Source organism: Xanthomonas sp. DAR33341 (genome assembly GCF_003992815.1).
GTDB lineage: Bacteria > Pseudomonadota > Gammaproteobacteria > Xanthomonadales > Xanthomonadaceae > Xanthomonas > Xanthomonas cissicola.
Map to the genome: position 1 here is coordinate 92,323 of NZ_QEYV01000011.1, position 25,712 is coordinate 118,034.

General features: G+C 64.9%; 18 protein-coding genes and 1 pseudogene. 7 read left to right on the plus strand and 12 right to left on the minus strand.

Annotated features, from left to right (window positions below):
- Positions 1-189: 189 nt before the first annotated feature.
- The 8 genes from tsf to EO156_RS01900 form a co-directional block, all read right to left on the minus strand.
- Positions 190-1,068: a translation elongation factor Ts gene (gene tsf, locus EO156_RS01865; protein WP_005921626.1), complete on the minus strand. Its 879-nt coding sequence runs from the start codon at positions 1,066-1,068 to the stop codon at positions 190-192.
- A gap of 169 nt (positions 1,069-1,237) precedes the next feature.
- Complete coding sequence (gene rpsB, locus EO156_RS01870) at positions 1,238-2,035, minus strand: 30S ribosomal protein S2 (protein WP_005911732.1); 798 nt, start codon at positions 2,033-2,035, stop codon at positions 1,238-1,240.
- A 408-nt stretch (positions 2,036-2,443) separates the two neighbouring features.
- Complete coding sequence (locus EO156_RS01875) at positions 2,444-3,169, minus strand: fimbria/pilus periplasmic chaperone (RefSeq protein ID WP_003485360.1); 726 nt, start codon at positions 3,167-3,169, stop codon at positions 2,444-2,446.
- A 2-nt stretch (positions 3,170-3,171) separates the two neighbouring features.
- The gene (locus EO156_RS01880; protein WP_016849735.1) at positions 3,172-3,504 is read right to left on the minus strand and encodes a hypothetical protein; all 333 of its coding nucleotides are present in this window, start codon (positions 3,502-3,504) and stop codon (positions 3,172-3,174) included.
- A gap of 48 nt (positions 3,505-3,552) precedes the next feature.
- A complete protein-coding gene (locus tag EO156_RS01885) occupies positions 3,553-4,587 on the minus strand; it encodes a spore coat U domain-containing protein (protein WP_029828453.1) in 1,035 nt (344 codons plus the stop codon).
- Positions 4,584-6,935 carry a fimbria/pilus outer membrane usher protein gene (locus EO156_RS01890; RefSeq protein WP_016849733.1) on the minus strand — a complete coding sequence of 784 codons (2,352 nt, stop codon included), beginning with the start codon at positions 6,933-6,935 and terminating at the stop codon, positions 4,584-4,586. The genes EO156_RS01885 and EO156_RS01890 overlap by 4 nt, the downstream gene beginning before the upstream one ends.
- Positions 6,936-6,951: 16 nt before the next feature.
- Positions 6,952-7,722, minus strand: a complete 771-nt coding sequence (locus EO156_RS01895) for a molecular chaperone (protein ID WP_016849732.1) — start codon at positions 7,720-7,722, stop codon at positions 6,952-6,954.
- An 8-nt stretch (positions 7,723-7,730) separates the two neighbouring features.
- Positions 7,731-8,282, minus strand: coding sequence for a spore coat U domain-containing protein (locus EO156_RS01900; protein ID WP_016849731.1), 552 nt, complete (start codon positions 8,280-8,282; stop codon positions 7,731-7,733).
- A gap of 290 nt (positions 8,283-8,572) precedes the next feature.
- Here EO156_RS01900 and map point away from each other — a divergent pair, with 290 nt between their 5' ends.
- From map to asnB, 6 genes and pseudogenes are all read left to right on the plus strand, one after another.
- On the plus strand, positions 8,573-9,349 hold the full coding sequence (gene map, locus EO156_RS01905; RefSeq protein ID WP_008576697.1) for a type I methionyl aminopeptidase: 777 nt from the start codon (positions 8,573-8,575) through the stop codon (positions 9,347-9,349).
- Positions 9,346-11,952: pseudogene (locus EO156_RS01910) on the plus strand ([protein-PII] uridylyltransferase); the annotation flags it as partial. The gene map and the pseudogene EO156_RS01910, both read left to right, overlap by 4 nt.
- Before the next feature lie 24 nt (positions 11,953-11,976).
- Positions 11,977-13,176, plus strand: a complete 1,200-nt coding sequence (dapD, locus tag EO156_RS01915) for a 2,3,4,5-tetrahydropyridine-2,6-dicarboxylate N-succinyltransferase (RefSeq protein ID WP_015472351.1) — start codon at positions 11,977-11,979, stop codon at positions 13,174-13,176.
- A 189-nt stretch (positions 13,177-13,365) separates the two neighbouring features.
- The gene (locus EO156_RS01920) at positions 13,366-13,722 is read left to right on the plus strand and encodes an arsenate reductase (RefSeq protein WP_003485342.1); all 357 of its coding nucleotides are present in this window, start codon (positions 13,366-13,368) and stop codon (positions 13,720-13,722) included.
- Positions 13,723-13,986: 264 nt separating this feature from the next.
- Positions 13,987-15,117: a succinyl-diaminopimelate desuccinylase gene (gene dapE, locus EO156_RS01925; RefSeq protein WP_016851375.1), complete on the plus strand. Its 1,131-nt coding sequence runs from the start codon at positions 13,987-13,989 to the stop codon at positions 15,115-15,117.
- Positions 15,118-15,410: 293 nt separating this feature from the next.
- A complete protein-coding gene (gene asnB, locus EO156_RS01930; protein WP_016851376.1) occupies positions 15,411-17,105 on the plus strand; it encodes an asparagine synthase B in 1,695 nt (564 codons plus the stop codon).
- Positions 17,106-17,172: 67 nt separating this feature from the next.
- Here asnB and hpaM read toward each other — a convergent pair whose 3' ends face one another.
- The 3 genes from hpaM to EO156_RS01945 form a co-directional block, all read right to left on the minus strand.
- Positions 17,173-18,225, minus strand: coding sequence for a type III secretion-associated outer membrane-bound protein HpaM (gene hpaM / locus EO156_RS01935; protein ID WP_005911745.1), 1,053 nt, complete (start codon positions 18,223-18,225; stop codon positions 17,173-17,175).
- A 445-nt stretch (positions 18,226-18,670) separates the two neighbouring features.
- Entirely contained in the window at positions 18,671-20,809 is a 2,139-nt protein-coding gene (locus EO156_RS01940) for a TonB-dependent receptor (RefSeq protein WP_016851378.1), read from the minus strand.
- Between the two features lie 436 nt (positions 20,810-21,245).
- Complete coding sequence (locus tag EO156_RS01945; RefSeq protein WP_016851380.1) at positions 21,246-23,663, minus strand: penicillin acylase family protein; 2,418 nt, start codon at positions 23,661-23,663, stop codon at positions 21,246-21,248.
- 147 nt (positions 23,664-23,810) lie between these two features.
- On the opposite strand from EO156_RS01945, the gene bfr reads away from it, so the two are divergent.
- Positions 23,811-24,296 (plus strand): bacterioferritin, encoded by a 486-nt coding sequence (gene bfr / locus EO156_RS01950; protein ID WP_003485327.1) that lies wholly within the window; start codon positions 23,811-23,813, stop codon positions 24,294-24,296.
- 275 nt (positions 24,297-24,571) lie between these two features.
- Here the strand turns inward: bfr and EO156_RS01955 are convergent, their stop codons facing one another.
- Complete coding sequence (locus EO156_RS01955; protein WP_011050914.1) at positions 24,572-25,228, minus strand: thiopurine S-methyltransferase; 657 nt, start codon at positions 25,226-25,228, stop codon at positions 24,572-24,574.
- Positions 25,229-25,712 lie beyond the last annotated feature (484 nt).

Genomic DNA, 25,712 nt, shown 5'->3' on the forward strand with positions numbered 1-25,712 from the left:
CGTGATGGAACGCGAAAAGCCTGGTCGGCATCTTGGGGTAACGGCAATGCCGATGACATCTGTAGAGTTGAGGCCGCTTTGCCGCTGTGCCGGATGCGTTCGCTTCAGGTTCGCGCCGGTGTGCGGATGCGCGATCGACAGGCAAAAAAAAGCCGCGGCATGCCGCGGCTTTCGTTCGAGCGGGGAAGATCAGGCCAGGCCGGCCTGCTTCATCACTTCGGCGGCGTAGTCTTCCACCACCTTCTCGATGCCTTCGCCAACGGCCAGGCGCTGGAAGCCGATCACTTCGGCGCCGGCGGCCTTGACTGCCTGCTCGACGGTCTGGTCGGTGTTGAGCACATACGGCTGGCCGTACAGCGTTACTTCGTTGATGATCTTGCTGATCTTGCCGCTGATGATCTTTTCCAGGATCTCGGCCGGCTTGGCCTTGTCCTTTTCGGACATCTTGGCCAGTTCGATTTCCTTTTCCTTGGCAACGAATTCGGCCGGAACGTCGGACGCCTTGACGTGCGGCGGGTTCATCGCCGCGATGTGCATGGCGATGCCGCGCGCCAGCTCGATGTCGCCACCCTTCAGTTCGACCAGCACGCCGATACGGCCGCCGTGCACATAGGCCGCGACGTTGTTGGCGCTGTCGATACGGACCAGGCGACGCACCTGCAGGTTTTCGCCGACCTTGGCGATCACCGCAGCGCGACGCTCTTCGATGGTCTCGCCGCTGTCGAGCTTGACGCTCTTGAGCGCTTCGGCATCGGCAGCGTCCGAGTTCAGTGCGGCATTGGCCACAACCTCGGTGAAGGCCAGGAAGTTCTCGTCCTTGGCGACGAAGTCGGTCTCGGAGTTGACTTCGACCAGCACGGCCTTGCCGCCGGCCTGGGCGGTGGCGATGCGGCCTTCGGCGGCAACGCGGTCGGCCTTCTTGTCGGCCTTGGCCAGGCCCGACTTGCGCAGCCACTCGGCCGCGGCGTCGATGTCGCCTGCGTTTTCGACGAGTGCCTTCTTGCACTCCATCATGCCGGCGCCGGTGCGCTCGCGCAGTTCCTTGACCAGGGAAGCAGTGATTTCCATGGAATTACCTCATATGGACGAATGCGTGCGGCGGAAGTGATTCCGCCAGTAGGAGACGGTGCGGCATGCCGCCGCCCCCGTAGATGTGTGCAGTAGCCTCAACGACGGAGCGCGAGGGCGCCGTCGGGGCTGCGGCCGCACAGCATGGTGCGGCCGCATTGCACGCCGATTACTCGGCGGCGTCAGCCTTCTTGTCGCCCTTCTTGGCCGGAGCGCGACGGCCCTTGCCTTCGTCGGCGGCGTCGGCCGAGAACTCTTCTTCGCGCACCGACGCCGAGTTCGGCGCAGCAGCCTTGCCTTCCAGCACGGCATCGGCAGCGGCGCGTGCGTACAGCTGCACGGCGCGGATGGCGTCGTCGTTGCCCGGGATGGCGTAGTCGACCAGGGCCGGATCGTAGTTGGTGTCGACCACGGCGATCACCGGAATGCCGAGCTTCTTGGCTTCCTTGATGGCGATGTCTTCATGGCCGATATCGATCACGAAGATCGCGTCGGGCAGACGGTTCATTTCCTTGATGCCGCCGAGCGAGGCGTCCAGCTTCTCGCGCTCGCGACGCAGGCCCAGCACTTCATGCTTGACCAGCTTGTCGAAGGTGCCGTCGGTCTCTGCCGCTTCCAGCTCCTTCAGGCGGGCGACCGACTGCTTGACGGTACGGAAGTTGGTCAGCGTGCCGCCCAGCCAGCGCTGGGTCATGAACGGCATGTTGCAACGCTCGGCTTCTTCCTTGATGGACTCGCGCGCGCTGCGCTTGGTGCCCAGGAACAGCACGGTGCCGCGCTTCTGCGCAACCGAGGAGAGGAAGTTCATCGCGTCGTTGAAGAGCGGAACGGTCTTCTCGAGGTTGATGATGTGGATCTTGCCGCGCGCGCCGAAGATGTACGGCGCCATCTTGGGGTTCCAGTAGCGGGTCTGGTGGCCGAAATGGACGCCGGCTTCCAGCATCTGACGCATGGTGACTTGGGGCATTGCAGTAACTCCGTAAGAGCGGAATCGCCGTGCGCGGCCCTGACTTTTGAAGAGTCCGCACATGGATGTGCGGGTTCTTGCGAGAGGTTCGCAGTCAAACGCACGTAATTCCGGGGTTGGGCTTCCCTGTTGCCTCCGCGACGAACCCCTTGTGAGGGCACCCCGGCGCGGATGGCGGCAGCAGGTGTGAATTCGTCGGTGACGTCCGACGTGGACGACGCAATGCGCAAGAGACGCAAAACAGCCGGCGGAGTATAGCCGGCGAGTCAACGTGATGCAATTGGCGGGAATCGGGAATCGGGAATCGGGAATCGGGAATCGGGAATCGGGAATCGCAGAGCCTGGTGCGCTTGGGCGTTCACGAGCCCACGATCAGCTAGCGCAATCCGCTTGACCCATTCCCAATTCTCAATTCCCCACTCCCGGCTCCAAGGCCAGCGTGCTTTCGATATCGCTGTTGATACGCGCCACGAAGCGGCCGCTGCCTGCGGGCAGGTTGGCGGGCAGGGTCCATTGGCGGGTCTGGCCGGGGAGGACGTAGCCGGCCAGGTCGTTGCGGATGTTGCGGCGGGTACCGCCGGCATCGATATAGGCCAGGTCGGCCAGGCGCGCATGGCTGGGGCCGGAATTGTAGATGCGCAACGCGCGCTGGCTGCCGTGCCCGGCCAGGCTGGCATGCAGCGCCGGTTGCGCTGCGCGGGCCTGGCTGGGCTGTGCAAACACGGGGGTGGAATAACGCAGCAGGTCGGTCTCGTTGCCGATCGCGTGCTGGGTCACGACGAGCCGGTAGCTGTCTTCGGCCTGCGTGGGGCTGGGGCCGAGGCGGATCACGCGCAGCAGTTGCCGGCCCTGCGACGGTATTTCGAAATGCGCCGGGCTGACGGTGGCGCCGGTGGCCGGCTCAAGGAGTTCGCGCTCACCGTCCTGGCGCCAGCGGTAGAGCTTGGCGTCGGCACGCCATGGCTGGGCGGCCTGGTTGTAAAGCCAGACCGTTACCTGATCGCTGTCGGCCGGGATATGCGCGGTGGTCGGCGCGATGGCGATCTCGGCAGCACTGGCGGCGCCGCTTCCTGCCATACCGCCCAGGACCAGGGCCAAGGCCAACAGATCGCGAAGGTAGCGGGCAGTGGCCATGCTCAGAACGCGATGGTGGTGATGCGCGCGCTGCCTGCGGGCATCGGCCCGGCAAGTGCGCTGGCGTCCTGGCCGGTGCTGGTGACAGCGGGTGCCTCATTGCTGCTGGGCGGCTCGGCGATCGCCATCGGCGTGCCCCTGGAGCAACTGGCGCGCGGCGGCGCGGTACGCAGTTCGCAACCGCTGAGCAGGCGCAGGCCGATGTGCAGGGTGGAGTTCTCCGGCCCCCGCGCAGTGGCCGCGTTCGCCACGGTAGAGGTCGCGACGCCAGTCAGAGCAACCAGGGTCAGTCGCTTCAGGAGGGTGACCTGCGTCATGGAGGCAATCGTTTGCATTGGAGACGTAAGAAATAGCGACGCCCCCGATACGAACTTTATTAACTGTCAGTAAGTGATGGAGACGGTCACCGTGTCTGTGTAGGCGCCGGCAATCGGCAGTTGTGGGGCCGGCGCGCGTCCATACACCGTGACGGTCTGGGTGGTGCCATTGCCGGTGCCGGACAGCGTGTCCACCCCGATGACGGTGCCCCACCGATTGCTGCGCCCGGTATTGCTGTAGAGCTCGTAGTCGATGTAATTGGCGCTGCTGGCGTGACGCATGCGCCGCACGCTGCCGCTGGCATTGCTGCCATTGTCCAGCCCGATATTCCAGGCGGTGCGGTTGGTGCAGGCCAGGCTGATGGTGGAGGAGCGATCGATGGCGGTGTCGATGCTGCCGGCGATGCTGCCGAAGTCCAGATCGGTGGTGACGTAGGCATTGCAGCGAGCCGGCACAGTGGCCGAGGCGGTGAACGGGAAGGCGTTGCTGGCAGTCTTGGAGCCGGGGCCGCCAGCGGTGCAACTGCTCGGCAGCGAGGGCATCCCGGTGATGCTTTCGTTGTAGGAGTAGCGCAGCACGGTGTCGGCGCCGCCAAAGCTGCTGGTGTGGTTGCCGACCGAAAGGATCTGGTTGGCCGGAATCCGCCCATACACGGTGATGGTGGCGGTCTGCGAGCCGCCGGTGATCACCGGGACGGTGTAGGACAGTGTCAATGTCCGCGGCGAGGGAGCGGCCGACCCGGTGGCGCCCCAGATCTGCGTGCGTGTTGCCTCGCTGTAGATCTGGAAATCCAGGCTGTCGCTGGTGGAGTTGAGCATGCGGCGCGGGGCATACACGCCGCTGCTGGCACTGCCGGGGCCAAGGTCCAGGCAGAGGCTGACTTGTGCATAGCCCAGCACGCTGAGCGCGGCCGTCGCGCAGGAGACATTGAGTGTTGCCACTGCATCGGTGGTGCCGTTGGCCGCCACGTTGCCGAATGCCAACGGCGTGCCGAGGGTGACGGTGCAGGTGGTGTCCGCGTGCGCCCGCTCGCTGGGCCAAAGCCACAACATCGCGATCGTCAGCGCGAGCATCAGGCGCCAACACGCGGACATGCTCATGGCGTGGTCTGCTCAGGGATGCACTGCAGCGGGCCCACTCGCGGGATGCCGCCCGGGTCGGCGGGATACGCGAACTGCGCAACGCAACGGCCCTGGGGCAGGTCCACCAGGATGCGGTTGTCGCGTTGCAGATTGTCCAGATAGGTTTCGCCGTCGTAGCCGACCACCACGCGGTCGGTGCTGCCTTCGCGCTGCACCATGCTGCCGACGGGCAGCGGCGCGCCGCGCGCATCGTGCAGCACGATGATGGCGGCGCGCACGCGGGTGATGCCGAAGCGCACCGCCACACCGGATTGCTGGCGCGGTGTCACCGTGGTGTCGACCCGGTCCACGCGCAGGTCCGCCGGCAGGCTCAAGGTGTCGATGGAGAGCTGGTTGCGCTGCCAGGATTGCAGTGGCGTGACCAGCAGGGTGCCGCGCGCGTCGGTGACCCCGATCAAGCGGTTTTCCAGCCGCACCGGAATGCCGGGCTGGCCGTCGGTGGTGACCACCGCGAACGCGTCCTGGATATCGCGCGCGGCGAAGGTGCGGCCGTTCATCCACACCAGGCTGCCGCTGGCGCTGGCATAGCCGAAGCTGTCGCCGTCCTGGGTTGCTGCGCCGAGGTTGTAACGGCCGACCCGGTTCAACCAGCCCAGTTCGGCCAGCCCGCCGCTGGCATCGTCGCCGGCACGTCCTTGCAGGCGCCAGCCGATGCCGCCCAGATCGCCATCGCCAGGCAGCGGCTGGCTGATATCGGCCACCACGCCGGTGCGGTCGCCGTTGCGCTGCATCGATGCGCTGGCCTGACGCACTTCGCCGAAGGTGGTCGACAGCGACAGGTACAGGCTGCGATCGCTGGGGACATCCAGATTCTGATTGCCCGATAAATTGGCCGCCCAGTTGCGCCCGAAGCTGCGCGACCAGAACACGCTCGCATAGCGCGAGGTATCGCCCTGCGGATAGCTCAGCCGCACATAGCTGGTGCCGAGCGAACCGATCGGGTCGACGTTGACGCCGAGTGCTGCGCGGTCGCTGACGCGCGCTGGCAGGGCGCCTTGCAACGCGCCCAGGTCGCGGTAATCGCCATGGGTGCGCTGGCTGCCCAGATTGACGTTGAAACGCCGGTTGTTCCAGGCGTAGCCCAGTACGTACTGGCCGCCACGCAACGCGTCCATCCGGCTGTGCGCGTAGGCGGCGTTGAATACACCGCCCACGCCAAGCAACCACACGCCGCCTGCGCCTGCATTGATCACGCCACCGCCAGTTTCGGCATGCGCTTCGATCGTGAAGTCGTCGCGCAGGCCTTTGCGAAAGGTGGCGCTGGCCACACGACGTCGGTCATAGGAAAACGAGCGCACGCCGTAGTCGCGGCGCAGATGGCCGATGCCGGCCGACCATTCGGAAATGCCGCGCGCCAGCAACTGCGGTGTGCCATAGAACGCAAAATCCAGCCGACGCACGCGGCCGAACGCATCGGTCACCACGATCTGCGCCTGGCCCGTGCCGCTGATGCCCGGTTGCGCGGCCAGCTGAAACGGGCCGGCCGGCACCTGGCCGCTGTACTGGCGCATGCCGTCCACATACAGCTCAACGGTGGAAGGCACCGCCGCTTCGCCGAGAAAGCTCGGCGTGGGCGTCAGTACCCGATATGGTTGCAAGGCGTAATTGCGGCCGATCTGCACGCCGCCCAGGCGGATCGAGCGGCTCCAGTCGACAAAGCCGCTATAGAAATCGCCCACGCTCAGGCTGGTGGCGCTATCCGGGAAATCCATCTGCCAGGCACTATCCAGGCGCACCGCTTCGCTGCGCCAGCGTTTGTCCTGTGGACGGTCGTAGGCCAGAAAGACCGCAGTGGTATCGACCATGCCGCCCCCGATGCCGAAGGCGCGCACTTCGGTGGCCAGCGACGCGCTGCTGACGCCGGCGTTGCGGGTGGCATACAGGTCGTAATTGAGCAGCATGCCTGGCGATGCGGTGGCGCTGGGCGGAGCCACTTCTTCGGCTTTCAGTACCGTGGTGGACAACGACAGCTGCGCCAGCGGCGCCTGCAGCGCGAGCCGCTGCAGCGCGGCGTCGTAGCGCACTTCCACGTCGGGCAGGCGGTCCAGATCGACCAATTCGCCAGGGACGCGGTCGGCCAGGATGAAGCCGAGTTTGCGCAGGGTTTCCACCGAGCCGCGCAGCCGCCCGTCGACCAGTTCGAACGGCGCCAAGCCGCGGTCGGCCTGGTTCAAGGTCACGTCCAGATAGAGTGTTTGCGGCTGTGGCGTGGCGCTGGGCGGCGGCGGATCGGGAAGCGACGCCACATCGGCCAGATCGCCGGCTGCGGCGCTGCCCAGGCAGCTGGCGGTCGCAAGCAGCGTCATCGCCAGTCGCGCCGCATCAAGGCGCCGTCGGCGCGGCCAACAAAGTACGTTCGTCAGCCTCACCATTGATCCTTGCGATGATGGTGCCGCGGCCGAACTGCGCCAGCGGCGCACCCAGCGACCAACGCATGGTCTGCCCGGGCAGTACATAACCGACCAAGCCGTTCAATGCGGTCTTGGTTGCGCCATCGACCTGGTGCCGCAGGTCGGCGACCTGCGCATGGCCGGTGCCGGTGTTGCTGATCTGGATCTGCGCCTTGCCATCGCTGCCGGCGACCACCTGCGCGCTCAGGGCCGGCGACGGTTCGGTATTGCCCGGCGGCAGCAGGAAGATCGGCACCGAATAACGCAGCACGAACTGCATGCCTTTGCGGTCGGCATCGGCGCTGGGCAGCTCGTCGACGATGATGCGGTAACACTGCTCCTGCCCGCTCGGGGCAGGCCCGGCGCGGATGACCCGGATCAACTGGCGTTCGCCAGCGGCCAGGGTGCGCATCGGCGGGCTGACCAGCAGATTCTGGGTGGGGTCGAGCTGATCCTGCCCATCGCGCTGGGTCCAGCGATAGGCGCGGGTCTGCACCTGGACAGGCGTGCTGCCGCTGTTGCTCAGCCACAGGCCGTCGGCGGTCTGCTGGGCACTCAGGCTCAGCGATGTAGGGGCCAACTGCAGGCTGGCGGCATGCGCCGGCCTCGACAAGCCGCCGTTGGCCATGACCAGCGCCGTCGCCAGCCCGGCCGCCATCAGCCAGACCGGTAAACGTGACAACGGGCGGTGATGCACAGGCATACGCGGACTCAATAGACGATCGTGGCAGTGATCGTGTCCTGGTAATTACCGGTCGCGGGGTTGTTGGCCGACGGGTTGGTCACGCGACCGTAGACCGGGTAGACCTGATTCAGGCCGGTGGCGGTGCGGCTGAGCGTGTTGGTGCCGGTGGTGCTGCCCCAGACCGTGCTGCGGCCCAGATCCTGGTAGAGCTGATAGGCGATGTAGTTGTTGGTGGTCACCAGCGCGTCGGTATTTTTCATGCGGCGGGTGGTGACGTCGTTGGCGGTGCCGGCATTGCTGCCCGCGCTCAATGCGATGTTGTACGGCGTCAGCGCGGTGCACTGGGCGGTCACGCTGCCGTTGGCGTCCGCATTGGCGGTCGAGGTCGAGAGCACCGAGCCGAAGTCGACGTCCGTGGCGGACGCAGCGGTGATCGTGCAGGCCTTGGTGACCGCGATCTTGACGTTGAAAGTGGTGGTGTCTGCCGCGCTCGCCATCCCAATGGTCGAGAGCAGGCCGAGCGACAGCAGGACAGGGCGGACAGTGCGCATGGACATTTCCTTGACCGTTCTGGTCATTGATGACGCGACGAGTCGTCGCCTTCCCTGCAATGCATCAGCTGTGCCAAACATAACGCCGAATTCACGCGCTATCTAGTTGTCTTCACTCGTTTTAATCGTAAAAGTGCGATGTCTTACGGATGGCTTCGTTAAGGCAAGTTTTGACGCTGAGTGCACTGCGTCACGCATGAATGGGAGGCCGCGCCGGTTTTTTGCTGTGCGGTCCGCTTGAGGCGACCCACGGCGTCTCATAAAAAACGCAGGCGCGGGTCGTTCAGATTCAGCCCGGATCGGCGATAATCGCGGCCATGAGCGTCAATCTGAAAACCAAAGAAGAAATTGAACTGATGCGCGTCGCCGGCCGCTTGGCCGCCGAGGTGCTCGATGTGGTGGCACCGCACGTGAAGCCGGGCGTGACCACTGCCGAGCTGGACCGCATCTGCCACGACCACATCGTCAACGTGCAGGGCACCATTCCCGCCAATGTCGGCTATCGCGGCTTCCCCAAGAGCGTGTGCACCTCGGTCAACAACGTGATCTGTCACGGCATCCCGAGTGCGGCCAAGGTGTTGAAGGACGGCGACATCGTCAATATCGACGTCACCGTCATCAAGGACGGCTGGCACGGCGACACCAGCCGCATGTACTACGTCGGCACTCCGTCGGTGATGGCCAAGCGCTTGGTCGAAACGACGTATGAAGCGATGTGGCGCGGTATCCGGGCGGTCAAGCCGGGTGCCACGCTGGGCGATGTGGGCCATGCGATCCAGAAGTTCGCCGAAGCCGAGCGCTTCAGCGTGGTACGCGATTACTGTGGCCACGGCATCGGCAAGGTGTATCACGACGAGCCGCAGGTGATGCATTACGGCCGCCCGGGCGAAGGGTTGGTGCTCAAGCCGGGCATGACCTTCACCATCGAGCCGATGATCAACGAAGGCACCTATCACCATAAGACGCTGCCCGACGGCTGGACCGTGGTCACCAAGGACCGCAAGCTGTCTGCGCAGTGGGAACACATGGTTGCGGTCACCGAAGACGGCGTGGATGTGTTGACGCTGTCGGCCAATTCGCCAGCGCCGGTATGACGGACACGCCGGCGGAGCGACCCGACCCGGGCGTCGCCGGCGACGCGGACTGGGCCGCGCAGGCCCGTCCGCTGCTGGTGCATGCGGACATGCGCCTGTGCAAACGCTTCGATCAGGGTGAGCCGATCGAGCGCCTGGTCGCGTTGCGCGCACGCGCGGTCGACCAATTGATGCGCAATGCCTGGATGCGCTGTATTCCGGCCGATAGCGGCTTGTCGCTGCATGCGGTCGGCGGCTATGGACGTGGCGAATTGTTTCCGCGCTCGGATGTGGATGTGCTGGTGCTGGGCGACACCGCCGCGCAACAGCAGCACGAGCAGGCCCTGGCGCGCCTGTTTGCGCTGCTCTGGGATGTGGGCCTGCCGATCAGTCACGCGGTGCGCTCGCCGGCGCAGTGCACCGCTGCGGCGGCCGACCAGACCGTGCTCACTGCCTTGATCGAATCGCGCGCGCTGGTGGCCGACGCCCAGGCGCGCGCTGCGCTGGCCACGGCGATCGCGCCGCCGCAGGTGTGGCCGCCGCGCGATTTCTTCCAGGCCAAGCGCGAGGAATTGCTGGCGCGCCATCAGCGCTTCGGCGACACCGCCGATAATCTCGAACCTGATATCAAGGACGGCCCCGGCGGTCTGCGCGATCTGCAGACGCTGGGCTGGATGGCCTTGCGCGCGTTCGGGGTCAAGGACCTTGAGGCCTTGGTCGGGCTGGGCCATGTCGGCTTCGACGAAGCCGCCGCGTTGCGTCGCGAGCGCGAAGAGCTTGCCCGTCTGCGTTTCGGTCTGCACATCGTGGCCAACCGGCCGGAAGAGCGCCTGCGGTTCGATTATCAAAAGACCCTGGCCGAACGGTTGGGGTTCGCCGACGACCCGGAAAGCCTGGGCGTGGAAAAAATGATGCAGCGCTTTTATCGCAGCGCTGCGTTGATCCGCCGCATCAGCGACCGCTTGTTGCAGCGCTTCGAAGAACAGTTCGATGGCGAAGCGACGCCGGAGCCGCTGGGCGGCGGCTTCAGCCTGCGCCGCGGCTATCTGGCCGCCGACACCGAGAGCTGGCCGGACGGCGATGTGCTGCAGGTGTTCGCGCTGTTTGCGCAATGGGCCGCGCATCGCGAGGTGCGCGGACTGCATTCGCTGACCGCGCGCGCGCTGGCCGAGGTCCTGCGCGATCTGCCGGCATACGAGGTTGCCGATGCGACCGCCCGGGAACGCTTCATGGCGTTGCTGCGCGGCCCGCGTGCGGTGGAGACGCTCAATCGCATGGCGCGGCTGGGCGTGCTGGGCCAGTGGATTCCGGCATTCGCCAGCGTTTCCGGACGCATGCAGTTCGACCTGTTCCATGTCTACACGGTGGACCAGCACACCTTGATGGTGTTGCGGAACATTGCGCTGTTTGCCGCAGGCCGTGCCGATGAACGTTTCTCGATCGCGCATGAAGTCTGGCCGCGTCTGCGCAAGCCGGAACTGCTGTTGCTGGCGGGCCTGTTCCACGACATCGCCAAGGGCCGCGGCGGCGATCATTCGGAACTGGGCGCGGTGGATGCGCGCGCGTTCTGCCTGGCGCATCGCTTGAGCGAGGGCGATACCGAGCTGGTGACCTGGCTGGTGGAGCAGCATTTGCGCATGTCGGTCACCGCGCAGAAACAGGACATTTCCGACCCGGAGGTGATCCATCGTTTCGCGACCTTGGTCGGCACCCGCGAGCGTCTGGACTATCTGTACCTGCTCACCTGTGCCGATATCGCCGGCACCAGTCCCAAGTTGTGGAACGCGTGGAAAGATCGGCTGTTGGCGGATCTGTATTTCGCTGCGCGTCGCGCGTTGCGCGAGGGCCTGGAACACCCGCCGCCGCGCGAAGAACGGCTACGCGAAGCGCGCGAATCGGCGCGCACCTTGATGCAGGCGCAAGGGCATGACGACGTCACCATCGACCGGCAATTCGCCGGCATGCCGGACGAGAATTTTCTGCGCTTCCGTCCCGAGCAATTGGCGTGGCAGGCGGCCTCGCTGATCGAAGTGGAGATCGGCCAGACCCTGGTCAAGGCGCGTCGCGCGGTGCCGGATAACGACGCGCTGGAAGTGTTCGTGTATTCGCCGGACCGCGACGGGCTGTTTGCGGCCATTGTGGCCACGCTCGATCGCAAGGGCTACGGCATCCATCGCGCACGTGTACTGGACGCGCCACACGATGCGATCTTCGACGTGTTCGAAGTGTTGCCGCAGGAGACCTATGCCGACGGCGACCCGCAGCGGCTGGCGGCAACGCTGCGCCAGGTACTGGCCGGCGATCTGCAGAAGGTGCGCCCGGCGCGCCGTGCAGTGCCGCGCCAGTTGCGGCATTTCCGCTTCGCACCGCGGGTGGAGTTCAGCGAAAGCGCCGGCGGCCGCCGCACCCGCATCAGCCTGGTCGCACCCGACCGCCCCGGCCTGCTCGCCGATGTCGCGCACGTGTTGCGCATGCAGCACCTGCGCGTGCACGACGCGCGTATCGCCACTTTCGGCGAGCGTGCCGAAGACCAGTTCCAGATCACCGACGAGCATGATCGCCCGTTGTCCGAATCCGCCCGGCAGGCGCTGCGCGATGCGTTGTGCGCCTGCCTTGACCCTGTCTAGCTAGCAACTCCGGAGACCCCCATGGCCACCAGCAAGAAAACCGCGCCCAAGCAGAGCGCGACCACCACCAACGCAGCGTCCAAGCGCGCGAATGCTCCGAGCGGCAAGGCTGCCAAGGTGCCGGCTGCTGCCGACTCCGAGCCAGGTGTTGGCGTCGGCAAGCAGGGCGCGGCAGCGGGCGCTGTCGGCAAAAAGACTGCTGCATCTGATGCAGCAAGCCAGAAAACCGTTGCAAAGAAGACTGGCGGCAAGACCGCGACTTCCGCTGCACCGCGCGTGGCCAGGCAGCCGACCAAGGTGGTTGCTGCACCGGCCGCAAAGAAGGCCGCTGCGGCAAAGAAGCTGCCGATTGCCGAGCAGGCCGTGCACAGCGCCTCCACGCAGGTCGGCAGCGACGAACTCAAACTGGGCATCGAAAGCGCATTCGAACGGCGCGCCACGCTGACCATGGACGAGATCGACGGTTCCACCCGTGCCATTGTCACCCGCGTGATCGACGGACTGGAAAGCGGGCAGTTCCGCGTCGCCGAGCCGGACGGGCAGGGCGGCTGGACCGTCAACGAATGGCTGAAAAAAGCGGTGCTGCTGTATTTCCGCGTCAACGAGATGGCAGTGATCGACGCCCAGCCAGCGCCGTTCTGGGACAAGGTGGAATCGCGCTTTGCCGGCTTCCATGAAGCCGAATTCCGCAAGGCCGGCGTGCGCGTCGTGCCGGGTGCGGTGGCGCGTCGCGGCAGTTACTTCGGCAAGGACGTGGTGCTGATGCCGAGTTTCACCAACATCGGTGCCTATGTCGGCGAAGGCACCATGGTCGATACCTGGGCTACCGTGGGGTCGTGCGCGCAGATCGGCAAGCACTGCCATTTGTCCGGCGGCGCCGGCATCGGCGGCGTACTCGAACCGCTGCAGGCCAGTCCCACCATCATCGAAGATCACTGCTTCATCGGTGCGCGCTCGGAGGTGGTGGAAGGCGTGGTCATCGGGCACCACAGCGTGATCGGCATGGGCGTGTTCATCGGCCAGAGCACACGCATCTACAACCGCGCCACCGGCGAGATTTCTTACGGCTATGTGCCGCCGTACAGCGTGGTGGTGTCCGGGCAGTTGCCCTCCAAGGACGGCTCGCACTCGCTGTATTGCGCGGTGATCGTCAAGCAGGTGGATGCCAAGACGCGCAGCAAGACCAGCGTCAACGAACTGTTGCGCGGTCTGGCGGATTAATCCATTTCGCATCCGCAACAGCTGCCGCGCAGCGCCGGCCAAGGATGCGCCTTTGCCGCGCTCGGTTGCTGCAATGACACGCGCGTCCCAACGCGCTTGCAAGTCGCTTGCCGGTCGCTTCGCGCGCAGTTCCATCGCAACCCCTTTCGATAAGCGAGGGGCTCTGCACCGCCCTTGGGGATATTTCGCATGACCACGCTCTACGGACTCAAAAACTGCGATACCTGCAAGAAAGCCACCAAGTGGCTGGATCGTTTTGGTGTGGCGTATACGTTTGTCGACTATCGCGATCACAAGCCGGAGCCGCAGACCCTGGCGGAGTGGGCGGAGCAGGTCGGTGGATTCGATGTGTTGATCAACAAGTCCTCGACCACGTGGCGGCAGTTGCCGGACAACCGCAAGGCGGCGGGCAGTGCAGCCGAATGGAAGCTGTTGCTGCGCGAGTACCCGCAGCTGATCCGGCGGCCGCTTGTCATCGCCGACGATGGCGCCTTGCATCAGGGCTTTTCCGATAACGGCTTCAAGAAGCTATTCGGCATTGGCTAAGCGACTGCGGTTTTCGACGGTGCCGCGGACCGTGTTGCCGCTATCGTCGCGACGCGTTACGTCTCGCACGCTGATCGCGCGCTCATCCGCTGGGCAAGCCGTTCGACGTCGCGCAGGCAATGACGCGATGATTGCCTTCAAACCGGTTAGCTGCCACCGCTGCAACCGCTGCAACCGCTGCAACAGCGACCAAAATACGCCGATCGATGCAGACGCAATCCCTCCATCAACGCCGCAGATGCGGCTCTATTGCGGTGACGTTTCATGAGCGATGTGCTGGAGTTGACCTGTGACCTCATTGCACGTGCCTCGATAACGCCGGCGGATGCCGGTTGTCAGGCCGCGACTGCGCAGCGCCTGCGCGCAGCCGGCTTCAGCTGCGAGCACTTGCGCCTGGGCGAGGTCGAGAATCTGTGGGCAACCCATGGCAGCGGTGCGCCGGTGCTGGTGTTGCTCGGGCATACCGATGTGGTGCCGCCGGGCCCGCGCGAGGCGTGGACCAGCGACCCGTTCGATCCGCAGATCCGCGACGGCGTGCTGTATGGGCGTGGTGCGGCGGACATGAAAGGCAGCGTCGCCGCATTCGTCGTCGCCGCAGAGCAATTCGTCGCTGCGCATCCATCCCATACCGGCACGCTGGCGGTGTTGCTGACCTCGGACGAAGAGGGCGATGCCATCGATGGCGTGCGCCGGGTTGCCGAGGTGTTTCGCGAACGCGGGCAAACGATCGACTGGTGCATCACCGGCGAACCGTCGTCCACCGAGCGCCTGGGCGATCTGTTGCGCGTCGGCCGTCGCGGCAGCCTGTCCGGTACGTTGACCGTCAAGGGTGTGCAGGGGCATGTGGCGTATCCGCACAAGGCGCGCAACCCGATCCATCTGGCAGCGCCTGCGCTGGCCGAACTGGTGGCGCGGCAGTGGGACGACGGCTTCGAAAGCTTTCCGCCCACCAGCCTGCAACTCTCCAACATCCATGCCGGCACCGGCGCCAATAACGTGATTCCTGGCGAGCTGCAGGTGGCCTTCAATCTGCGCTACACCCCGCACTGGGACGCGCCGCGCCTGGAGGCCGAAATCACCGCGCTGCTCGATCGGCACGCGCTGGACTATGCGCTGCGCTGGCACCGCAGCGGCGAGCCGTTCTACACCCCGGAAGGGCGGTTGCGCAGCGTTGCACGTGAGGTATTGGGCGAGTTCGCCGGCGCGCCGCCGGAAGAAAGCACCGGTGGCGGCACCTCCGATGCGCGCTTCATCGCGCCATTGGGCGCACAGTGCATCGAAGTGGGCCCGGTCAATGCCAGCATCCACCAGGTCGACGAGCATGTGCGCGTGGCCGACCTGCAAGCGCTACCGGCGCTGTATCGCAAATTGATCGAGCGCCTGCTGGTCGGGTGAGCGGGCCACGCAGACGCCGTTGTTGCCACTGAAACAGTTGCGTCGGTGCAGCCGAACCGTTAGCGTCGGCGACATGGTCATTCGCCTCGCCAATCTCAATAACGCCAACCGCAACACTCTGCGCGCGAATAATCGTGCGCGGCCGATGCGGGTCTGCGACTAGGCGACGTCCACCAAACGCCCAGGAACCAGAAAAACCCGCATCGGCCGATGCGGGTTTTTTTTATGGGTGTCGATCCGTGCAGCACGCTCTTACCGGCCGCCAATCCACGCAGTTCTTCAGGAGTGTTTCCATGTGTTCCATCTTCGGTATTTTCGGCCTGCAACCCGGTGACGACCTGCAGGCGCTGCGCCGGCAGGCGCTGGAATGTTCGCAGCGGCAGCGTCATCGCGGGCCCGACTGGAGCGGCGTCTACGTCGATACCGGCGCCATCCTGGTGCACGAGCGGCTGGCCATTGTCGATCCGGCCGGCGGCTCGCAACCATTGCTCTCCGAAGACGGGCAGCTCGCCCTGGCGGTCAATGGCGAGATCTACAACCATCGCGAACTCAAGGCGGAGCTGCTGCAGCCGTACGCGTTCCAGACCGGCTCCGATTGCGAGGTGATCAATGCGCTGTATCGCGAAGATACGCCGGCTTCGTATCTCAACCGCCTCAACGGCATCTTTGCATTCGCGCTGTGGGACAAGACGGAAGGGCGCGTCATCATCGCGCGCGACCCGATCGGTGTGGTGCCGCTGTACTGGGGGCATGATCGCGAAGGCCGTTTGCGTGTGGCGTCGGAACTGAAATCGCTGGTGGACGACTGTGCCGATGCGGCGCAGTTTCCGCCGGGCCATTGGTACGACAGCGCCACCGGCGCACTGAACCGTTACTACGAACGCGCCTGGCGCCAATACGGCGCGGTGGAAGGTGTACAGGTGCAACTGCAGGAATTGCGCGAAGCCTTCGAGCGCGCCGTGCACCGTCAGCTCATGACCGATGTGCCGTACGGTGTATTGCTGTCCGGTGGACTGGATTCTTCGCTGGTTGCGGCCGTCGCCGCGCGCTACGCTCGTCACCGCATCGAAGAAAACGACATCACCGAAGCCTGGTGGCCGCGCCTGCATTCGTTCGCGATCGGCTTGAAGGGCTCGCCAGATCTGGCCGCGGCCGAAGTGGCCGCCGCAGCGCTCGGCACGGTGCATCACGGTTTCGAATACACCTTCGACGAAGGCCTGGATGCATTGCCCGACGTCATTCGCCACATCGAAACCTATGACGTCACCACCATTCGCGCCTCCACACCGATGTTCTTGCTGGCGCGGCGGATCAAGGCGATGGGCGTCAAGATGGTGCTTTCCGGCGAAGGCAGCGATGAGATCTTCGGCGGCTACCTGTATTTCCATAAGGCACCGAATGCGCGCGAATTCCACGAAGAGCTGGTACGCAAGCTCGACGCGCTCAACAACTACGATTGCCTGCGCGCGAACAAGTCGATGATGGCCTGGGGCGTAGAGCCACGTGTGCCGTTCCTGGACCGCGAATTCCTGGATGTGGCGATGCGCATGGATGCCAGGTTCAAGATGGTCGACAAGACCAGCAGCGGGGCGACGCGCATGGAGAAGGGCGTACTGCGCGAGGCATTTGCCGGCTACCTGCCCGAATCCATCCTGTGGCGTCAGAAAGAGCAGTTCAGCGACGGCGTGGGTTACGGCTGGATCGACGGGCTGAAGGCGCATGCGCAGTCGCAGGTCAGCGACCGCGAACTCGCCGCCGCCGACCGACGCTACCCGGTCAACCCGCCGCAGACCAAGGAGGCGTATTTCTATCGCAGCTTGTTCGAGCAGTTTTTCCCTGGCCAGGCGGCGGCGGAAACCGTGCCGGGCGGCAAGTCGATCGCCTGCTCGTCGCCAACGGCGATTGCCTGGGATGCGAGTTTTGCCGCGATGGCCGACCCATCGGGCCGCGCGATTACAGGAGTGCACGCGCAGGCGCTGGCTTCGTAAGGCTGCAGTCACTGCAGCGGCCGGCATGCATCGCTGCACGGCCGGCCGCTGCGTTGACTGGCGCGTCTTATTGCTCGTGCCGCACGCAGTACCCATAGCGCTGCGGATCGATATCCACACCCGCCATGTCGGCCTGGTTATTGCGCCAAAGGTTCGGCTTGAAGTCGGCCGACGTGCAGTTGGCCGCGCGGTCAACGCCGATGGTGTAGGTAAACGGCGTGTTGGCGAAACGGTTGTTCTCGAAGACGTTGTCCTGGCTCATGCTGTTGTCCCAGCACAAAATTTCCGGTGTGCGATAACGAATCGCGCAGGCCAAAAACACGCCGGCCACCTTGTTGCCATCGAATTGATTGTTGCTGAAGCGATTGCGCCGCGCATCGGAGAGATAGATACCCTGGCTGCCGTTGCGTTCGAAACGGTTGTTGCGGATCTCGCTGTCTTCCAGGTGTTCGGTTGTCAGGCCGGCGGCCACGTTGTCGTGGATATAGTTGTTGACCATCGTGACCTTGGCGGTGCGGTTGAACGAGACGCCGTCCCAGATTGCGCCCGACACATCGTTGTTTTCGATGGTGATCTCGCGGGTGTCGTACTCGCTCAGCAGGCACGCGCTGCGGCACTTGTTGACCTGCAGGCCTGCAAGCCGAATGCCTTGCCCGGACCGCACCACCACCGCGCTGTTGCTCAGGTAGGGGCGCTCGGGCATGAACTCCTTATCGCCTGTGCTCGCTACGATCTGCATGTCTTCGATGCTGACGTTGCGGATCACACCGGTGGGTTGCTGGTTTTCGTAATCGCCGACCACCAGCACCGGCTGCTGCACGCCGTCGGCCATGCGCACGATGGTGCTGGGGCCCTGGCCGCGCAGGGTAAAGTTGCCGCGATGGATCGATACCAAGCCATTGAGCGGGAACTCGCCTTTCTCCAGGCAAAGTACCGTGGGCTTGTCGCTTTGCGGCAGTTTGTCGATGGCTTTCTGCAGGTCCTGGCCAGGACGTACCTTGGCGGTGCATGCAGCCACTGGCGCATCCGGCGGGCCGGATTTGGCTGGCGGCGCGGCCGAGCAGGCAGTGGCAAACATCAGTGGCAACAGGGCGGAAACGGAGCGGGCAAGCAAAGGCATGCGGATTCCGGTCAGTGGGGGGAGGAGGGCGATGTGCGGAGCAAGACTCCACATTCGCGACGGACTCTAGTGTGTCCCACCGGACGTTAAGTTCCAGCCCATGCGCAGCCGCGCGATTCGGCGCAGGTTCATTACGTTGCTGCAGTCGAGGCTGTTTTTCCCATTGCGAGAGGTCGCTTCGCTGACCTGCATCACATTGCAAGCGAAACGCCGTGCAGTCAGCGCCCGATTTGCCTTGCACTGCACGGGGGCGCAGTTTCAAGCCACGACTTGCGCTTGTTTACAGCTGTTTTGCACCTGCAATCGGTAGAGCGGGCCAGGCGCGCTCTGTCCTTCCAACAGAAAGAAACACGTGTTTGAGCGGGTGGCAACCGCAGGCGCGATGCGCTGTTTGCGTTGCCATCGCAGCTGGCTGGTGGCGCGCCACATATTCGCTGCGCGCTCGTCAGAAGCTGTAAGCCAGCTGCGCGTAAATGCGACGCGGCTCGCCGGGGAAGTGTCCGGCGCGCGTATTGAACCCGCTCGCCGCATAGACCTTGTCGAACAGGTTCTTGACGTTGATCTGCAGTTTCCACGCGTCCCACTGCGTCTGCCAGCTGATGTCGTAAATGGCATACGGTTTGACGCGTTGGCCATCCAGGCTGACGCGTTCGCCCACGTAGTCGGCACCGAAGGCGATCGCCGAGCGCCACATCGGCAGGTCGTAGCGCGTCCACAGGCCGAAGGTGTTGCGCGGTGCATTGGCGAAGCGATCGCCAGAGGCATTGGTGATGCCATTGGTGCCTGCATCGAGCACACGTGCATCGTTGTAGGCATACGTGAGATTGAGCACCCAGCGCTCGGTCAGGTCGGCCAGCAGGTCGACTTCGAGTCCTTCGCTGCGCACCAAGCCAAGCGCAGAGAGCTGATTGACACCCTCGACGACGCGTCCGTTCGCCTGCACGATGTTGCTGCGCTCGATGCGATACAACGCCGTATTGAGGGTGAGTCCGCCATCGTTCAGCGCAGTCTTCAGGCCCATTTCCCATTGCGTGCTGCGTTCCGGTGCGAACGGTCCGCCCACGCTGCTGTCCTGATTGGCCGCGTCCTGCGGCAGGAAACCGCTGGCATAGCTTGCGTAGGCATTGATGCCATCGCGTAACACCACGGTGCTGCCGACGCGCCAACTGACATCGTTGCCGGTGACGCGCGAACCACTCAGCAGGTTGTCGTCCTTGAAGCCGTCCCAGCGTAGCCCCGCCATTGCATACCAGCGCGGCGTCAGCGTGAGTTCGTCCTGCAGATATGCGCCGTAGCGTTGACTGCGCGTGCTGGTGGCGCGCCAGGGCAGGGCACCCAAACCGTAATCGTAGAAGCCGCTGCGGCCGTATACCGGGTTGAACAAATCGATGCCAGGCACCGGGCCGCGCACGCGTCCGGTGTCTGCGGTGTTGGCGGTTTGCGCGCGGAAATCCGCGTCCAGCCGGTAGTAGTCCGCGCCCATCAGCAGCTTGTGCTCGATCGCCCCGGTACTGGTGCGGAATATCGCGTTGACGTTGCTGGAGATCGCATCGTTGTCGCGGTATTGATTGCGCAGCTGCCGGGTCATCCATTCGGCGGTGCCGTCGCGATCGCGGTCGATCAGACCCATCGGCTCGTGATAGATCTGATGCTCTCGGTTCTTGAACCAGCGCAGCGCCATGTCCACCTCCCACGCGCTGGACGGTGCAAACCGATACTGCGCAAGCGCCACCTTGGCACGCATGTCCAGGAAATCGGTAGGTTCGTTGTGGTTCCAGCGCCGGTCGGTGAGGAAGTTGCCGTCGTTATCGACCGGCACGCCGCGCAGTCGGTTGCCGCCCAGGTTCTGGGTGATGTCGGTATATTGCAGGGTGAGCTCGCCGGTATCGCCCAGATCGAAGGCTACCGACGCATCGCCGATCTTGCTCTGGCTGTCGGTATTCCAACGAAACCCGTCTTCGCCATCGACATAGGCGCCGATGCGGTAACGGATGCGGCCATCTTCGCGCGCAGGGCCGGTGGCCTCGAATGAGGCTGCACCGAAGGATTGATTGCCCAGCTGCAGTTCGATGCGGCGCGCCGCCTGATGACCGGGCTTGCGCGTGACATAGTTGATCACACCCCCGGGTTCGCCACCGCCGTACAGCGCTCCGGCTGGACCCTTGAGCACTTCCACGCGTTCGATGTTGAACAGCTGCGGCACCGAGAACCCGGCATACGGGTCGCCGCGCAGGCCGTCGTACAGCACGTTTTCCTGGCGGAAACCGCGCAAGGTCACACCGGCATAGCTGAAGAAACTGATGCCGCTGATGCTGCGATACAGATCGGTGATCTGCCGCGCGGCCTGGTCGTCGATCAACTCGCGCGGCAGCACCTGCACCGATTGCGGCACCAGCGCCAGCGGGGTATCGGTGCGCGTGGCAACAGCGGCGTCTTCGGACTTGTAGAGCGTCTGCGCACGGCCGATGACATCCACGCCATCCAGCTCGGTCACGGCTGGCGTGGTGGTGTGTTGAGCGAAGGCGGGCAGGGTGTGCAGAGCGAGCGCAGCGGCGAGCGCGGTGACAAGAAGCGTGGGGCGCATTGGTCACTAATGGGAATGGTTATCAAATGCATCTTAGCATGATGTGTTTGCTTGATCATGGAGGTCGCCGAGGTGCCGGGCGCCATGCTTGGTGGAGGATGCATGCGCACGCGCGCACGCGCGCACGTGTGCGGATCCATACATCCGAGATGCGAAAGATGCAGAACGCGCAAAATGCAGAAGGCATGCGTGCACAGCTTCCCTTCCCCCGCCGGGACATCGTCTCCTTCATTGGGGAGCAGGGCGCCCGAAGGGCGGATGAAGGCGGGTGCGAAGCCTGATGGGCGCGCGCGAAGGGTCACATTGCGCACTAATCAGTAGTGCGTGGTGCCCGTAACCTCCCCCCCCAAGGGGAGAGGCGCTTTGTGGAGCAGCGATGCTCGAACGTCTTCCTCCTTCTTCGCTGGACGCTGCGCAGCTGCGTTGCCGCCCGCTCTTACTGCGGACGCAATTGCAGCGTGTAACGCGTGGCAGTGGGCAAAAATGGTGTGGGTCTGCCATGCACCCAATCGTCGTGCCCCGCGCCCCAGAACGGCGAGAGCGGGTGGCCGCTCTGGCCGCCGGGCATGTGCACGATGCCGTCCTGCTCGTGGCCGGGCGAAACCACCATGCGCTCGGAGGCGCCAAAGGCCGGGCCTTGCACGCGCGGCATGTCGCGGTCGCCCGGCAGTTGATCGGACGGCATGCAGAGCCAGCGCTTGGCCAGGGCGGGCAGTGCACGCGCGATGGGGTGGCAGATGGCGGCGGTGTTGCGCTGGCCCCAGGTGTGCTGGCCGCGCGGTTCGCTTTGTGCGTCTTCAGCAATCAGGTCTGACTGCGCACTGCGCGCGGCATCGTCGAGTAACTGCTCCCAACTAGCGACGGCGGGCGATAACAGGTGGGCCGGGCGCTGTTGCAGCAACGGCCAGACGATGCCCTCCAGTTGCGCGCGACGTGGCGGCAGGAACTCCGCGCCAAGTGCGGCTTTTGCCGGTGCCAGCAGGCCGGCTTCCACCGCCTCGATGGTCTTGCTGCGAAATTGGCGCACGATGCGATAGCTGGCCGAGTCAGTCGAGGCGCGCCCATCCCAGTGGCGCGTGACGTGTGCAATCTGTTGCAGTGCCGGGTCCTTGCTGTGCTCGACCACGCTACGCAGCAGTTGCCACCAGCGCGTGAGCAGCACGGCGCGATCGTCGAGCTGGATGGCGAGCAGATCGCGTTCGTTGAAGCGCTGCTTTGCGAAAAGACCCTCGCGAATCTGCTGCGCACGCGCGCCAAGGTCGTAACCTGCGTTGCCAAGCGTGGCCAGTTGTTGCGCATCGACGATACGGTTGTTGGCGGTCCAGAGCCGGTGCGACGGCGGATCGATCAACGCAGGCGCAGCATCGCTGCGCAGCGACCATGGCAGGCAGGTGCCCGACATCGAAGGCGTTGCAGCCGCCTCTGCAGGTGCGCTGGATGCTGCCTCAGGTGCGGGCGTCGATGTCGCCAATTCGGCAATCCCGCTCGGGCCGCACCCGGCATTGCGCGCGGGGCGCGCGCCGATCAGGCGCCAGGCGATGCGCCCGCTGCGATCGGCAAGCAGCAGGTTCTGCGCCGGAATGCCGGAGCGGTCGGCCACCGCAAACGCCGCCTGCAGATCGCCCGCCGTGCTCATCTGGGCGAAGTCCAACCGGATCGCACCGGGCAACTGCGCCGCCCAGCGCAATGCCAGCGCGCTGCCGTCGGCGTTGACGTGCAATACCGGTCCCCACGCCGCTTCACTGACCTCGAACTGCACCGGCGCTGCGCCCGCCACGCGGATGGTTTCCACGTGCCTGGTCAGTGCTTGCGGGTGACCCGGTGTAGGTGCGGGAATACGCGCGAAATCCGCAGTGTCGATGTAACTGTTGGTAAATGCCCAAGCCACATGCCCGTTGCTGCCCACGACCACCGCCGGCAGACCCGGCAGGGTGAATCCGGTGACATCCACCTTGCCCTCGGGCGCATTGCTGTCTGCATAGCGCAGCCGTGCGCGGAACCAGATATTGGGCGCGCGCAGGCCCAGGTGCATGTCGTCGGCAACGATGGCGCGGCCGTCGGCGGTGAGGCTGCCGTCCACCGCGAAGTTGTTGCTGCCCGGCGTCGGCGTTTCCGCGTGTGGCGCGGCAGGCGGATGCGGTAGACGCCGTAGGTCCAGCGTGGCCGCATCCGGCACGCTGGCATCGCCTTGTGGCGGCCCGAACAACGGCGCGTCCCAACTGGAGCCCTGATGGTCGAGCAGTGCCGCCAGCGCAGGGGGCACCACGGCACGGATGCGCGCGGCGGCCAGCTCGGTCTGGTTGTCGCTGTCCTGCAGGTCTGCGTACATCGCGAGGCCGGTGAGGATGGAGTCGTCCAGCGTCCACGCACGCGGTGTTTGGCGCAGCAGCAGATAGGGCCAGGGTCGCACGCGCAGTGCTGCCAGTCCTGCATTGACGCCATCGGTATACGCTTGCAATGCGGTGCGCTGGCTGCCGGTGGCGATATCCAGGCTGGCCTGCACGCGCGCGCGCAGGCGATGCACGCGGTTGCGCTTGTCCAGGTCCACGGCCTTGGCGCCAAACAGCTCGGACAACTCGCCGGCTGGTGCGCGGCGCATCAGATCCATCTCGAAATAGCGTTCCTGCGCATGCACGTAGCCGAGCGCACGCAGCGCATCGAGCTGGTTTGCTGCATCGATGGTGACCACGCCCAGCCGGTCGCGCTGCACGTTGACCGGCGCAGCCAGGCCGCTGAGCGCGCTGTCGCCATCCAACTGCGGCAGGCTGCCGCGCATCAACAGATACAGTCCCAGGCTGGCCGCCAGGACCAGCAACCCGATTCCCAGCAGCAGCCTACCCAGCCATTGACGCATTGTCGGTTCCTTGGAGCCCGGTGAAAGTGTGGCCGGCGGACATGACCGTGGCGGGTCTGGCCGCAAGCGCAACTGAAAGTGATTCCGATTAGATCATTGCCTGTCCGCTTAGGGCACCATGCGCGCATTGCGTCGCTGGAGCACACCATGAAAGGCCATCCCGAAGTCGTCGATTACCTCAAGCAGCTGCTGCGCGGCGAATTGGCGGCACGCGATCAATATTTCCTGCATTCGCGCCGGTACGAGGATCAGGGCCTGATGGCGCTGTACGAGCGCATCAACCATGAGATGGAAGAGGAAACCGAGCACGCCGACGCGCTGCTGCGGCGCATCCTGTTCCTGGAAGGCGACCCGGACATGCGCCCGGCCGAATTCACCCCCGGCAAGACGGTGGTCGAAATGCTGGAGCGCGACCTGGTGGTCGAGTACGAAGTGCGCGCTGCGCTCGCTGCCGGCATGAAGCTGTGCGAAGAACATGGCGACTATGTCAGCCGCGACGTGCTGCTCAAGCAGCTGCAGGACACCGAAGAAGATCATGCATGGTGGCTGGAGCAGCAGCTTGGCCTGATCAAGCGCATCGGGCTGGAGCTGTACCAGACCTCGAAGATCGATAAGGGCCACGTCGCCGGTTGAGCCGGCAACGACGCTGCCCAGTCGACTGGCTGACTGGCGGGCTGACGCAGCGTGAACCGGCTCGGCATGAAGTACGCGTGCCTGGCCATTCCCGACGATGGTCTGTGCGACCTGCCTGCCACTCCTGCAGCCGGCTGCAGGAGTAGGTTTTGACGTGCTTTGTTGCAGGCCTGCCGCATGGGGCAATGCCGCGCTGGCCTGATCAGCCGGCGGCGCTCGCCGCATGCAAGCCATGCAATTGCGACGTGATGGGTGTGCAACATCCGACGGCCGTTTCAGCGGCGTTGCAGGCGATAGACGGCAGTCGACAACCCAGTGACACCTTCATCGCGGAAGCGTGGTTCCTGATCGAGGATGTCGCGCCGTTCCAACTGGTCTACCTGCCAGGCAGCATCGAAAAGTGCATGCACGTGCGTTGCGTCCACCGAGAATGGCGGGCCGGCCTTTTCTGCCTGCGGATATTCCAGGGTGATCAGCAGGCCGCGGCAGTGTGTGGGCAACTGCACATAGACCGTTTGCAGGTAACGCTGGCGCAGTTCGGCCGGTAGCGCGACCAGTGCTGCACGGTCGTAGACGGCCGTGCAGTCCGCCAGCACGCTGGCGTCCAGCGCGAATGCATCGCCGCAGATGATCTCGATCGGGCCGGCGATGAAATGCTCGCCAGCAGCGCTGGTGTGACGTTGCGGTTGAAGGCCTGCCTCATCGAAGAATTGCGTCACCGCCAGCGGCGACAGTTCCACGCCAAGCACGCGATGGCCTTGCGACGCCAGCCAGTGCATGTCCAGCGTCTTGCCGCACAGGGGCACCAGCACGCGCGATTCCTTCGGCAAATCAAGCGCGTGCCAGTGCTTTTGCAGCAGCGGCAACACCTCTTGCTGATGAAAGCCGGTGTGTCCCAGCTGCCAACGTTCCAACCAGAAGTTCGTGTCCATGCGTTGCCTTGCCAGTGGCTGTCTCCACTGTGGTCATGTGAGAGTGGGCCGTGGTGCGTTCTGAAGCGGTGCGCAGCGTTGGCAGGTCGTTGCGATGGCATCGTTGTGCCTGGAATGAGCGAATCCTTGATGCCAGTGCCTCGGCAGTTTTATTGCCTCTGCCGCGCCTCAGCAGCCTGAGGCGGCCGCAGTGCCAGTCGCGCCGCCGCGCGCCGCATGGGTGAACAACCGTTACTGCACCTCCAGGCCGTCCACCTTTTGCCGCGCCCCAGCAGCCTGAGGCGACCGCAGTGCCAGCCGCGCCGCCGCGCGCCGGACGAGTGAATTGCCGTTTGCTGCACCTCCAAGCCGTCCACCTTTTGCCGCGCCCCAGCAGCCTGAGACGACCGCAATCCCAGCCGCGCCGCCGCGCGCCGCATGGGTGAACAACCGTCACTGCACCTCCAGGCCGTCCACCTTTTGCCGCGCCCCAGCAGCCTGAGGC

Bases quoted from the DNA above. Each gene is read 5' to 3' on its own strand.
- tsf (WP_005921626.1), bottom strand. From the start codon at position 1,068: ATGGAAATCACTGCTTCCCTGGTCAAGGAACTGCGCGAGCGCACCGGC.
- rpsB (WP_005911732.1), bottom strand. From the start codon at position 2,035: ATGCCCCAAGTCACCATGCGTCAGATGCTGGAAGCCGGCGTCCATTTC.
- EO156_RS01875 (WP_003485360.1), bottom strand. From the start codon at position 3,169: ATGGCCACTGCCCGCTACCTTCGCGATCTGTTGGCCTTGGCCCTGGTC.
- EO156_RS01880 (WP_016849735.1), bottom strand. From the start codon at position 3,504: ATGCAAACGATTGCCTCCATGACGCAGGTCACCCTCCTGAAGCGACTG.
- EO156_RS01885 (WP_029828453.1), bottom strand. From the start codon at position 4,587: ATGAGCATGTCCGCGTGTTGGCGCCTGATGCTCGCGCTGACGATCGCG.
- EO156_RS01890 (WP_016849733.1), bottom strand. From the start codon at position 6,935: ATGACGCTGCTTGCGACCGCCAGCTGCCTGGGCAGCGCCGCAGCCGGC.
- EO156_RS01895 (WP_016849732.1), bottom strand. From the start codon at position 7,722: ATGCCTGTGCATCACCGCCCGTTGTCACGTTTACCGGTCTGGCTGATG.
- EO156_RS01900 (WP_016849731.1), bottom strand. From the start codon at position 8,282: ATGACCAGAACGGTCAAGGAAATGTCCATGCGCACTGTCCGCCCTGTC.
- map (WP_008576697.1), top strand. From the start codon at position 8,573: ATGAGCGTCAATCTGAAAACCAAAGAAGAAATTGAACTGATGCGCGTC.
- dapD (WP_015472351.1), top strand. From the start codon at position 11,977: ATGGCCACCAGCAAGAAAACCGCGCCCAAGCAGAGCGCGACCACCACC.
- EO156_RS01920 (WP_003485342.1), top strand. From the start codon at position 13,366: ATGACCACGCTCTACGGACTCAAAAACTGCGATACCTGCAAGAAAGCC.
- dapE (WP_016851375.1), top strand. From the start codon at position 13,987: ATGAGCGATGTGCTGGAGTTGACCTGTGACCTCATTGCACGTGCCTCG.
- asnB (WP_016851376.1), top strand. From the start codon at position 15,411: ATGTGTTCCATCTTCGGTATTTTCGGCCTGCAACCCGGTGACGACCTG.
- hpaM (WP_005911745.1), bottom strand. From the start codon at position 18,225: ATGCCTTTGCTTGCCCGCTCCGTTTCCGCCCTGTTGCCACTGATGTTT.
- EO156_RS01940 (WP_016851378.1), bottom strand. From the start codon at position 20,809: ATGCGCCCCACGCTTCTTGTCACCGCGCTCGCCGCTGCGCTCGCTCTG.
- EO156_RS01945 (WP_016851380.1), bottom strand. From the start codon at position 23,663: ATGCGTCAATGGCTGGGTAGGCTGCTGCTGGGAATCGGGTTGCTGGTC.
- bfr (WP_003485327.1), top strand. From the start codon at position 23,811: ATGAAAGGCCATCCCGAAGTCGTCGATTACCTCAAGCAGCTGCTGCGC.
- EO156_RS01955 (WP_011050914.1), bottom strand. From the start codon at position 25,228: ATGGACACGAACTTCTGGTTGGAACGTTGGCAGCTGGGACACACCGGC.